Below are 11,577 nucleotides of genomic sequence, written 5' to 3' on the forward strand. Positions count from 1 at the left end.
GGTAATAATAGATTATTTTCTATAATTGTATATTCTTTATCTTTCTCACAAAAATCGTGATTCCAATTCCAGTACTTGCTCTCCCACTTGTTATCAACCAATTGAAAATCAGCACTTTTCTCCCAAATGCTTTTTTCTAACCACTCAATTTTTTTAATTTCCTTGCTGCGTCCTAAATATTCTTTATCTAAATTAACCGCTTTGTCCATAACAGGGCGTGGTAGAAAATAGTGACAATCAGGAGAGTTCTGATTTTCAGGCGTTTGATGTTCAAAAAAGGGGAAACAGGAAGAAAGTAAAAAAGGCGGTTCTCGAAAATACAACTCTGCCAAATTTGAATCCAACATTTTCCAAGACGATAAAATCGCCGCCGACAACATATCAGAACGAATAAACGTATTGCTATGCTGATAAAAACCAGTCCCACGTTCATCTAAATGAAATGGGGTTTTGAAAAAAAGACGGTAAGCGATTGTTTTCATATTATTCCGCTTGTTCAAGTTCAGGTACTTTTAATTCTGCTGGAATCTTAAAACCTGTAAAAGGTTGTGCATCTTTACCTTCTATATAATGTGTATGCTCTTTATAAGTTAATGGTTCAATTAGAAATTTTACTTGTCCATAACCACGACTACCATGACCACCCAGCGCATCTTCTTGTAATAATCTTAAGCCTGTACAAATTAAATCGAAAAACTGTTTTTGTTGTTTTACATCATCTTGTTGCAATAAGGTCAAAATCAATGAAAAATTAAACTTTACACCTGCGGGAACACGTTCAAACTGGCGTGGATTGGCAGCCGACGTAATGCGATCAATCACAACTTCGGTTTTGACTTCAGTCATTGGCATATCTAAGTTGGGTGCGTTTTTCAATTTTTCTGCACTTTCATCACTCAAGTGTGCATCGCGGACAAGTAAACGGGTTGGCGTGACACGTTGTTTTTCTTCACTATTATTATCCGCCGCAATACCAAACAATTTACCTAACAAAGTATCAGGATTTTTTCCCGACATCGCTTGACCTTTTTCAAATGAAAACCCGCCATATTCTGAATTTTGGTCTTCCAAACCGTGTAAACGCTCTAATAATGAACGTATTTTGCCACGCAACGATGAACCGGGAATATAAGGTTTATTGCTAATTGGGTCGCGAGCAACGACATTATCCGCCCCACCAATTGCCATGCTGACCGAGTTGCCACCAATATGTAAACCCGTTTGTGCGATAATTTGCCCATTTATGAAGATTTTGCTGTGAATTTGCGTTTTTGCAGCTTTCTGCTGTGCTTTTAGTTCTTCAACGGTCATTTCATTTGACATTATTATTTACCTCCATGACATTTGTGATAAGCAACAATTGCCTCAAAAAATTGACAAAAACGTTCAAAAGATTTTTTATCTTCTGTATTAATTACAAAATCAATTGCTTGGCTGATGACTTCTTGCAAATCTTTAACTCCGCCTTTATGTCGCCCAGCTGCATAGGCTAAACGAGGTTTTAACAATAATAAGCCTTGTGCAGTTTGTTCATTCCAGCCCGCCATTTCTAACTTTTTCATACTACCGTAAGCATTACGAATTTGAGTGGTTGTCACTTTCTTAGTATTTGCTAAGTAATCTCCAAAATCACTGGCACAAGTCACTAATTTCGCGGCTGCACTGACATCATGCTGAGTAATAATTATTTCAATTTCTTCATGCGTGGGTTTTGACATTATGCACGTCCTTTTCTGGTTAAAAATTCAACCCATCGTACAGGCAAGGGCAACCAATGCGATACGGTTAGCTTGCTATCGCCAATTCTGTCTTCAAAAATAATGGTTTTAATATATTCAAGTTCTTGTTCTATATCGGAGTTTGGATAACGATCAGCCATACGTGCTAAGTTATAAACCAGCCGCCATCGCCACTTTTGCCACATAACCAATTGTTTAATCTCATTAACATCTTTATCTTGTTTTTTTGATAAACGCTCAAATTCTTGCATAGCCAATACAACTTGGCGTAAACGGTCAATAATTGCTCGATTATCTGATTTTTGAATAATACTCTCTATTTTGTCTCTAAATTCTACGATTTGCTCATATCTTTCCCAAGGAATCGCCGTTTCTAAAAAACAAAATGTATCTTTGGTTTTATCTTGTTTGGTTTTTAAACTGATATATTCTAAATTTTTAGCTTTAGATTCTTGTTCACCCGCCAACTGAGCCGCTCGGGAAATCGGATAACGCCCTCGAACCATTGCGATACCACCTGAAATAGTAAAGTTAGGATTTTCAGCACAATATTGGGTAAATTGGGTTCTAATTTCATGGGCAACGTCGGGCAACTCATCCCATGATCCAATCAAAAATAAGTCGTCGCCGCCTGCATAGATAATTTGCGTTCTTTGGTATTTTTTTAGTAATTCATTTAAATGACCTGAAAAGAATAAATTAAGTTGTCTGGACAATGTGGCAACTCGTGATAATGAACCCATTGTTTTATTTTCAAAATTTAATCCATTTACAAATACTTGCCCTAAGTTATCCACATCCATACGCAAAATGCCAGCGCGTTTAATACCTGTACTACATTCTGCAAAATTATTAAAATCAAATCCCACTTGTTCTTGTTGCTGCTGATAGCATTCTAATTTCTCAAGATATTGATTTTTTTCGTTATTCCAAATCCCAGCAAACCGAAATCCCACATTAATATTTTTAGCTAAATCTGTCGTTAATGCAGTGTTATCAAAATGGTTTATTTTTTCCAAGAAAATACGATCATTTGCTGTTTGTATAGCTACATTTTCAAGCTGTGATTTTTCAAGGATAAACAAGTCACAAAATAATAGTGGAATGCGTAAACCTGTATTTATTTGTTGATTTTTATCCCATTTCCATAAAAAATAAAGATGATCTTGGGTATGTAAACTTTTTCCTAGTTTTTCTAAGCTATGACATTGACTACAAATCACTTTATCATCAGATGTTTTTCGTAAATCTGCCGCTACGTCATCCCGTCCACAAACCTCACAGAACTGTTTATCTACTTTATCAGAAAAATGTAGGCTAATTGGTTCAAAGAAATCAGTATTTTTTACAATCAACGGTTTAAAACGCTGCAATCTATCTTGCATCAAATCTTCACTGACTTGTTTCCATTTATCACCCATATTGCCACCAAAAAAATCTGTAGCACAGACATTTGCACTACCAATCCCTAAGAACACTAAACCACGAAATTCCGCCAGTAATTTTTCATTGATTTTAACGACTTCCTGTTTGAGTTTTTCCACTTTATCAATCGGAATCAGTAAATAGAACTTTCCACCTGATGAGTAGATTTGACTGGTTGGGAATAGGTTTAGTTGTTGGGTTAAATGTTGTGAAACCGCATCGCATAATAGTTGAATATACAGTGAGCGACCGCGTAGGGCTTTGGCTGCATTTTTGTGTACGATGTTATAGATAAAGCTTTGAATCCCTGAGAAATCTCCACAAATTAATGACCATTTTGTTGTTATTTCATTGCTAAAGTCTGTATTAGAAAAACTATCTTTTTGATGAAATTCATATAAACCTTCGGCAATCGCAGCTTTTACGCGTAAATGGTCAAATAATGAAATATCTGAAGTTGTATTTTTTTCTGTATTTTCTAAGGCAGGAACTTGAGAGAAAAAACGTTCAAATAAGCTTAATAAATTATAGGCAAGATGTGGAAGTGTGTTATGAGTTAATTGGTTAAAATGAGGCGTTTTATCAAAAGCGTTCCAAAATACCGTTTCTAAATTTTTATAATCTTGCGTGGCTGTTTTATTTGTGTTTTGAATTGGATAAATTGATTTTTGTTCTAAGGATAAAGCGGTTAAAGGTAAGTAATAATTTGTTTTTTGATTTATATCATTTTGGTTTAAAGTGATTTTTTCTAGTATTGATTGTAAATAATGGGTATTTGGATTGTTTTTGTCATTTTGTTCGGAAATAGCGAAATAATGAGCCTCTTTAATAAGTTGTTTTAAGTGCGAATCTGTGGTTTCAGTTGCCAGTTGTTTCCAAAGTGCTATTTTTTCTAAAGCGGGATTATGTGCTTGTAATTTATCACAGAATTTTGCCGTATTTTCAGTAATTTCGCCACCATTGCTATGATAGAAAAATATGCCGATATGATGAATCAGTGCAGCCAATACGACTTGTTGTTTTTCATGATTTTCTTTATTCATTATTGTCTATTTATAGGCTTTTAATTGTGATTAAATAGTAGAGTTGTTGTATTATCTTGTCAAGCTAAAAAGCTGCATGGATGTCAAGCTTATATTTTTTAAATAGGTTTATGAGTAGTTATTGGCAGGATTTGCTCGCAGATTTATCCAAGTTACAATTTCTTGAAAGTCTAATTTACCTGATGCCACCGCAATAACAAAGTCGTATTTATCATCTTGCGTTGCTTGTATATCCTTGTCAAAGTGCATCAACAATAAACGCATTAAAACATAGCCAGTCCTTTTATTACCGTCTATGAATGGATGGTTTTTAATGATACTTTCTAAAATTGCACCTGCTTTTTCTTCAGGAGTGGGATAAAACAGGGTTTCACCAAAACCACTAAAGGGTCTTTCAAGTGCAGATTTCAGCGCATTTTCGTCTCTAATTCCTTCTGAACCACCAAATTCTTTTAATAAAGCTTGGTGAATTTCAATAACATCTTGATAATCTATCATTTTGCTAGCTTTTCAAGCAATGTTCGGTCTTCATTCAAAATGGTTTTTAAGTTTGATGATATATGTATCTTTTTTTGAGTCGATGCTTCTATTTTACGTAGATGTTGTAAAAGCTCATCTAACGCTTCACTAGGTAATTTATTGACTATTTGTACGATTTCTTGTTTGATTTCCATTTTTTACACTATTCTTTAGCATGTTGACCGTCATATTTTTATAGTATAGTTGATATTTCTGTATTATTGTGGTGTTGAGGTTAATTTTTAATGAATCCCCTTTTTTTGTTAAATAGTCCTGTTTTGACCGCTTATGGGCAGTGGCAGTTTTTGCCTGTTTCATTAATGGATGCTAGGAAATTAGTTGAAACTGATTTTATTTCAGCAATTGGACATGAGAGTACCGCGCAGTTGCTTTCGCAGTTGTTGGAAAAAGAGATTATTTGTCAACGGATTAGCATTACGATGCAGCCACAGGATAGGGCTTTAATTTTTCGGATTAAAAAACGTTTGCCAGATACACGGGAGTTAACGCAAGCGGAGATTTCACAGTTATCTTATGAATTTGGCTTGTTGCGTTATTTATCTGAGTAATGATAGGTTTTTAAGACATTATCAACTTTTTAAATTCCGCAATAGATATAACATTAACCTTTGGAAATTCTATATTTTTCAGAATATTAAAGTGTTTATCTTCTGTCACAATATAGTTTACATTTGAGGCAATAGCGCAATCTACAAATTTGTCATCATCTTTGTCATCTTTTATTAAATGCCAGCGGTAATGTACTGTTATAAAATGAATATTTGAAAGAGACAGTAAACTTTTGACCACACGTTCAGCAGTATAAGGGTTGTATTTTAATCCAATAATTTCTTCATATTCAGTTAATATCTCGTTACTGATAAATAAATCATATTTTTGCTCAAGTAGTGTACGATACATCCAATGATATTTTGATTTTGAGGAAATGGAAACAAGTAATACGTTGGTATCAAGTACAAATTTATTCATGTAGCCATTGTTCCATCGTATCTTGAGTGTAGTCTTTTTCGTCCCATATTCTGTCAGCTTCTTGAATGGCTTGTTTTGCAAAATATTGGGCGAGTATCTCTTTTATATCTTGTAATTGCTCTTCTGTGACATTGTGGGCAAATAATTTGAGTAATTCGAGTTGTAAATTGCTTAAAGGTTGTTGTAATGTCATGATTATTTCTCAGTGATTTGATTATATTTAAGCATATCTGTCGGAAATTGCGCTGTCAATATTTGATTATTAAGTAAACTTTAATGGATATTTGGTTTTAGGAGTATAAAATGCGACATCTTGATTATCAGTCAAAACGTGCAATTATTATTCTGACTAATTTGTTAGGGTCTGCCAATCCTTTGACTATTATGATTACAGTGTTGTTTATTGTGTCATTGGGTTGGTTTGCAGATATTAGTCTTGGTTATATAAATACTAGTTTGTCTGGTCATTTTATAACAGTTTTGCAATGGACTGGTTTTGATATTTATATTGCTGATTTTAAAAGTAATTTATGCGCCACTATTTCTTGTGATTTGATTTCTGAAATTCCTGAAAAGTTGGTTTTATGGTCGATTTTTCCAATTTTACTGATTATTTTGGTATTTTATGCACGATATTATCCAAAGTCATTGCGGGCAACTATTGAGCCAGAGCATCAACCTGCTAAGGCTAAGGCATTGATTTTATATTTAAGTCCCGCAAATACCAAACCGATAGAAAATCTATTGCAGCAGTCGCAGTGTCGGCATAAGTTAGAAACGATTGATATGGATGTTGCGTTTCCAAGACATTCTTGGCGGATGCCGCTTGAGTCAATTGTGTATCATTTGGAGCGGTTGCAGTATGTGATTATTATTCCGCCTGATAAAGAGACGATGAAATTTGTGTCTTGTTTTAAGGATTTATTGACGTATTTATTGCCTGTTGATAAGCAAAATATCCAAGTTAAAGCGTATCATGAGTTAGGTGTTGATTTTCCTGAGAGTGTGAATTCTGAGGATATTAAGGCATTGGCGGAGGCGACGCAGCAGGCGTATGATTTTTTGTTAAAGCAGAAGGTGCGTAATCGGGATATTTTAATTGATATTACGGGTGGGAAAAAAACCGCAGGGATTGCAGGGGCGATTATTGCGTTGGAGGATGGGCGTGAATTTCAGTATGTCAGCACGGATGATTATCAACCACACACCTTTGATGTGACGTATGATAAAAATAGAGAGTAGTTTTTAACTTTTTGATTTTGAATGTTAATTTTTAATTGCTTGAAATTATTATGTTTTTATAACCAATTGAATTTTAAAGATTCGCATAAGAAAATTATTTTTTGTAGGGTTAATTAAGGTGAAAAATGAAAGTGCTTTAATATTAATCGGTTAAGATGGTTTTGATATTTTTTAGCAAAAAAAGCTGCGCGAATTGTTGAAATTTCAGCAAACTTTGGTATTATAGCTCTTAAGGTTTATCCATTTTTACCCTTTTGGCGGATTTTGATATGCGAAATAACCACACAAATCATAGTGGCGCGGAAATCGCTTATAGCCTGTTGATTTTACAATGGGTAAAAAGGGTGCAGTCGCACAGACGTTAGCCGTTTAGACTGTTGAGACTTTACTGCTTCTTCGAAAAGAACTTTCCACCCCAGTGTCGCACAGACGTTAGCCGTTTAGGCTGTTGAGACTTAGAAAATAAGAAAACAGTCTTACATCATTAAACCTGTCGCACAGACGTTAGCCGTTTAGGCTGTTTATTTGTCTGAATCTGGATTTACAGGATGAAAAGATTTTCAAGATTAAATCCTGCTTATCTTCAAAAGCCATTTGATTTTGTTCACAGTGCTGTTTTTATACTTTCGATTTATCTGCTAAACTCAGTTGTATTCTCTGTAATCTAAGGAAAAGAAAATGCAGCTTAATATCAGCGTTGACGATAAGCTCATACACCAAGCACAACAAATCAATCCTCGTTCAAATCATACTGAAATTGTTGAAATGGCTTTGCGTACTTGGCTTGCTCAGCAATCTGAAAACCCCAAACCTAAAACCAATCAAACGTGTTATGACCTTGCAAAACATCTGATAGGTTCAATTCAAGTCCCTGCTGATTTATCAACGAATATAAAATAGATATTAGCCGTTTAGGCTGTTGAGACTTTTTTGTCCCTGGGAAACAGCGAATATATCGCCGTTTGGTCGCACAGATGTTAGCCGTTTAGGCTGTTGAGACTAATCGCCAATCTGTTGCTCACCCCAGCTTACAGCAGTCGCACAGACGTTAGCCGTTTAGGCTGTTGATTTCATTTGAGTAAATATTGATAGATTTTGAATGGGATGAAACAAAAGCACGTAGCAACAAAAACAAACATGATGTATCCTTTTTTGAAGCCACCGAAGTTTTTAGCGATGAATATGCGGCTTATGTCCGTGATCCAGACCATTCCCATGCTGAAGAGAGATATTTAGTATTTGGAATATCAGTAACAGAAAAATATCTCGTTGTTTCTTATACAGAAAGATATAATATTATCCGCATCATTTCAGCTCGCCACATGACACGTCAGGAGCGCAAAGCCTATGAACAGTGAAGAAGATACTTTAAGAACGGAATATTCAGCCGAATTAATACAATCAGGACAACGCGGTAAATATGCAAAACGTTACCGTGATGAAGGTACAAATATCATTATGATAGCACCTGATTTACACCAACTATTTCCAAACTCAGAAGCAGTAAACCAAGCATTACGCCAATATGCAAAAGAACACCGTATGCCCTTGGCTTCCTAAAAATAATACTTTAGCCGTTTAGGCTGTCTATTTCTGAACATGATTTAACAGATTACTGGGTAGACAAGATTTTTAATGCTGCTTATCTTCAAATCCGTTTCATCTTGTTTAAAATGTTATTTTAATTTGCGACGATGTACCACGTCGTGATTTGACAGGATGAAAATCAGTGTGTCCACAGAAAAATATCATGACGCAGGTGCGTCTATGAGTCATTCCACGCAGTGAGTGGAATGAGAAAAAAATGTACCAAGGTTTTCTAATTGTCATAATGCGGTTTCCAAAAATTTAAATAAAAAGGATTGCATTAAGTTATAGACCAGAAATGAATAATTGCAAATTTTGCGGGGGATTTTGATTAAGAAGGGGCAACATTGCGCTACCCCAAAATGAAAGATTAGTTTTGATTAGCGAAATAGTCGCGGATCGCAGAAATACCTTGCTTTGCAATGTCTAATGGTGGTGAAATTAAAGTATCATTCCCGTCAATAGACAAGTAGTCTAGGTTTTGCAACTGTCCAATTTCAGGCGGTAAGTTTTGTAATTGGTTATTACTTAAATCTAACGTCTTTAAGCTTTGCAACTGCCCAAATTCAGGCGGTAAGACGGTCAATTGATTATCACTTAAATCTAACCCAGTTAAGCTTTGCAACTGAACAATTTCAGGCGACAAGGTGGTCAATTGGTTATTACTTAAATCTAACCCAGTTAAGCTTTGCAACTGAACAATTTCAGGCAGCAAGGTGGCCAATTGGTTCCTCCATAAATATAATCCTGTTAAGCTTTGCAACTGAACAATTTCAGGTGGTAAGGTGGTCAATTGGTTATTACTTAAATCTAACGTCTCTAAGCTTTGTAACTGTCCAATTTCTGAGGGCAGAGTAACTAATTGATTGAAACCAATATCCAATTGAGTTAGGTTTTGTAACTGAGCTATTTCAGGCGGCAGAACGGTTAATTGATTATAGCTAACATCCAATTGGGTTAGGTTTTGTAACTGATTAATTTCAGTAGGCAAGGTGGTTATTTGATTGTTGCTAACATCCAATTGAGTTAGGTTTTGTAACTGAGCTATTTCAGGCGGCAGAGCAGTTAATTGATTGTCGCTAGTATCCAATTGGATTAGGCTTTGTAACTGGTTAATCTCAGTAGGCAAGGCGGTTATTTGATTGTTGCTAACATCCAATTGAGTTAGGTTTTGTAACTGAGCTATTTCAGGCGGCAGAGCAGTTAATTGATTGTCGCTAGTATCCAATTGGATTAGGCTTTGTAACTGGTTAATCTCAGTAGGCAAGGCGGTTAGTTGATTGAAACCAACATTCAATTGAGTCAAGTTTTGTAACTGAGCTATTTCAGGCGGCAGAGCAGTTAATTGATTGTTGCTAACATCCAATTGGATTAGGTTTGGTAGCTGAGTTATTTCAGGTAGCAGAGTAGTTAGCTGAGAGTCAGAAATATCTAATTTTGTTAAATTTTGTAGTTGTCCAATTTCAGGTGGTAAATGTGTTAAGTAATTTCTACCATAATAAGCTTCACCTACATCCTCTATATCCCCCGATAAATCTAGGACGGTGAGATTGGTCAGTTGTCCAATTTCAGGTGGTATTGATGTTAAGCTACCTAATAGCGATAATTTTTTTATATTCTGCAATTGGCTAATTTCAGGCGGTAAGCTTGTGATACCTGATAAATATAATTCATTTAAGTTAGGTAATTGTGCAATGACAGGTAATAATGTAGTAACTTCTGCTGTAAATAGTTTTAATTTTGTTAAGCTTTGTAATTGTCCAAATTCAGCAGGTAAGCTTTCAAAATTGCCACGCATAAATAATTCTGTCAAATTTTGTAACTGTCCAAATTCAACAGGTAAACCCGTTAGTTGATTGTCAGAAAGGTTTAATTCTCTTAAGTTATGTAATTGACCTATTTCAGGGGGTAATTCAATTAAGTTGTTAGATTGTAAATCTAAAACTGTTAAGTGCTCCAACTGTCCAATTTTTGATGGTAATGTCTCTATCCTATTATTATAAAGACCTAGCTTAGATAAGTGTTTCAATGAGCATAGTAAATCTAATAATTGGGTAGCTTGTTTTTGAGAGAGATTGCCAATTGTTCTATTCAAATTAAACCCAATCACATTACCCACATCATCTAATGTATAACCATTTCTAAAAGAATGGCGAACCATAAATAGGGGTTCAAAGCGTAAAGTTTTTTCAGCCACTTCATCGATACTGATTTGTTTTAATTCTTGACCGATGATGTTTTCTACTTGCTGAATGATTTCTAAATCAGTTAAGCTTTCTGGATCAACTTCTAAGCCAATCGGTTTGGCAAATCCATCAAACAATTGCCATTTTGTTTCCCGTTCACCTAAGATGTTAATAAAATCAATATCTAGTTGCGGTTGGCTTGCACCCACGGTTGAATAGTTATCGCCAAAGGCTAAGTCAAATTGAACAGTAGTTGGCTGTGAAACATAAAATGAGATAAAGCCTTCAGGCACATTCGGTTCAATCCATCCCCCATTGATGATATTGAGCAAATTATCTGCTTGTATCGCCAAACCTGAATAAATATCTTGTCCATCAATACTGGTGATTTCAGCGACATAAAATCCTGCATCTAAAACAGGTGTAATGTGTGTCTGTTCTGAATTGATTAACGTGGGTTCGTAAAAAGCAACACGCCCATTTTCTGTATTCTGATATAACGCAGCGAGTACGGCTTGCTCTGGAAGCAAATAGTTATAAGGGGTTAAGCTAATTGCTTGAGATTCAGGTAAATAAAATGCGACCCAGCTGGATAAATTATTTTCAACATGGGTAGTTGAACCTGTACTTAAATTTTGTAAACCCAGTTGCTCAGTGCCATCAGCACTAACAGAAATAGTGAGTCCCCACATACCTGCTTGTCCTGAATCAGGTAGTGAGACTTTAGCAAGATAATAACCTGCTTTATCAAAAGAAACATTGTAATTGCATTGATCTGTTGTGCATTCGTCAGCTTTGGACAATACACTGCTAAAGCACAAATACAGCAATACACTGTAAATGTAC

General features: G+C 35.3%; 14 protein-coding genes. 5 read left to right on the forward strand and 9 right to left on the reverse strand.

Features of this window, described 5'->3' with window-relative positions; all coding sequences use genetic code 11:
- The 6 genes from ABXH34_RS14520 to ABXH34_RS14545 form a co-directional block, all read right to left on the reverse strand.
- A partial coding sequence (locus ABXH34_RS14520) for a hypothetical protein (RefSeq protein ID WP_353572605.1) occupies positions 1-482 on the reverse strand: 482 nt, incomplete at its 3' end.
- A 1-nt stretch (position 483) separates the two neighbouring features.
- Positions 484-1,323 (reverse strand): type III-A CRISPR-associated RAMP protein Csm3, encoded by an 840-nt coding sequence (csm3, locus tag ABXH34_RS14525; protein ID WP_353572606.1) that lies wholly within the window; start codon positions 1,321-1,323, stop codon positions 484-486.
- Between the two features lie 2 nt (positions 1,324-1,325).
- Positions 1,326-1,718, reverse strand: coding sequence for a type III-A CRISPR-associated protein Csm2 (csm2, locus tag ABXH34_RS14530; RefSeq protein WP_353572607.1), 393 nt, complete (start codon positions 1,716-1,718; stop codon positions 1,326-1,328).
- Positions 1,718-4,207: a type III-A CRISPR-associated protein Cas10/Csm1 gene (gene cas10, locus ABXH34_RS14535; RefSeq protein ID WP_353572608.1), complete on the reverse strand. Its 2,490-nt coding sequence runs from the start codon at positions 4,205-4,207 to the stop codon at positions 1,718-1,720. Before cas10 ends, csm2 begins: the two co-directional genes overlap by 1 nt.
- A gap of 108 nt (positions 4,208-4,315) precedes the next feature.
- The gene (locus ABXH34_RS14540) at positions 4,316-4,705 is read right to left on the reverse strand and encodes a type II toxin-antitoxin system death-on-curing family toxin (protein WP_353572609.1); all 390 of its coding nucleotides are present in this window, start codon (positions 4,703-4,705) and stop codon (positions 4,316-4,318) included.
- Entirely contained in the window at positions 4,702-4,881 is a 180-nt protein-coding gene (locus ABXH34_RS14545) for a hypothetical protein (RefSeq protein ID WP_353572610.1), read from the reverse strand. The genes ABXH34_RS14540 and ABXH34_RS14545 overlap by 4 nt, the downstream gene beginning before the upstream one ends.
- A gap of 90 nt (positions 4,882-4,971) precedes the next feature.
- On the opposite strand from ABXH34_RS14545, the gene ABXH34_RS14550 reads away from it, so the two are divergent.
- The gene (locus ABXH34_RS14550) at positions 4,972-5,295 is read left to right on the forward strand and encodes an STIV orfB116 family protein (protein ID WP_353572611.1); all 324 of its coding nucleotides are present in this window, start codon (positions 4,972-4,974) and stop codon (positions 5,293-5,295) included.
- A 10-nt stretch (positions 5,296-5,305) separates the two neighbouring features.
- Here ABXH34_RS14550 and ABXH34_RS14555 read toward each other — a convergent pair whose 3' ends face one another.
- Positions 5,306-5,716, reverse strand: coding sequence for a putative toxin-antitoxin system toxin component, PIN family (locus ABXH34_RS14555; protein ID WP_353572612.1), 411 nt, complete (start codon positions 5,714-5,716; stop codon positions 5,306-5,308).
- Positions 5,709-5,909 carry a DUF8507 family protein gene (locus tag ABXH34_RS14560; protein ID WP_353572613.1) on the reverse strand — a complete coding sequence of 67 codons (201 nt, stop codon included), beginning with the start codon at positions 5,907-5,909 and terminating at the stop codon, positions 5,709-5,711. The genes ABXH34_RS14555 and ABXH34_RS14560 overlap by 8 nt, the downstream gene beginning before the upstream one ends.
- Positions 5,910-6,019: 110 nt before the next feature.
- Between ABXH34_RS14560 and ABXH34_RS14565 the strand changes: the two genes are divergently transcribed.
- The 4 genes from ABXH34_RS14565 (at position 6,020) to ABXH34_RS14580 (ending at position 8,518) form a co-directional block, all read left to right on the forward strand.
- Complete coding sequence (locus ABXH34_RS14565) at positions 6,020-6,958, forward strand: hypothetical protein (protein ID WP_353572614.1); 939 nt, start codon at positions 6,020-6,022, stop codon at positions 6,956-6,958.
- 678 nt (positions 6,959-7,636) lie between these two features.
- Positions 7,637-7,858, forward strand: a complete 222-nt coding sequence (locus tag ABXH34_RS14570; protein ID WP_353572615.1) for a type II toxin-antitoxin system VapB family antitoxin — start codon at positions 7,637-7,639, stop codon at positions 7,856-7,858.
- Between the two features lie 185 nt (positions 7,859-8,043).
- Positions 8,044-8,316 carry a BrnT family toxin gene (locus ABXH34_RS14575; RefSeq protein ID WP_353572616.1) on the forward strand — a complete coding sequence of 91 codons (273 nt, stop codon included), beginning with the start codon at positions 8,044-8,046 and terminating at the stop codon, positions 8,314-8,316.
- A complete protein-coding gene (locus ABXH34_RS14580) occupies positions 8,306-8,518 on the forward strand; it encodes a hypothetical protein (protein WP_353572617.1) in 213 nt (70 codons plus the stop codon). The genes ABXH34_RS14575 and ABXH34_RS14580 overlap by 11 nt, the downstream gene beginning before the upstream one ends.
- 397 nt (positions 8,519-8,915) lie before the next feature.
- On the opposite strand, the gene ABXH34_RS14585 is transcribed toward ABXH34_RS14580, so the two are convergent.
- Positions 8,916-11,577: leucine-rich repeat domain-containing protein (locus ABXH34_RS14585; protein ID WP_353572618.1), on the reverse strand; the 2,662-nt coding region annotated here is incomplete at its 5' end.

It is taken from the genome of Candidatus Albibeggiatoa sp. nov. BB20, from assembly GCA_016744725.1.
In the GTDB taxonomy this organism is placed as follows: Bacteria; Pseudomonadota; Gammaproteobacteria; order Beggiatoales; family Beggiatoaceae; genus Albibeggiatoa.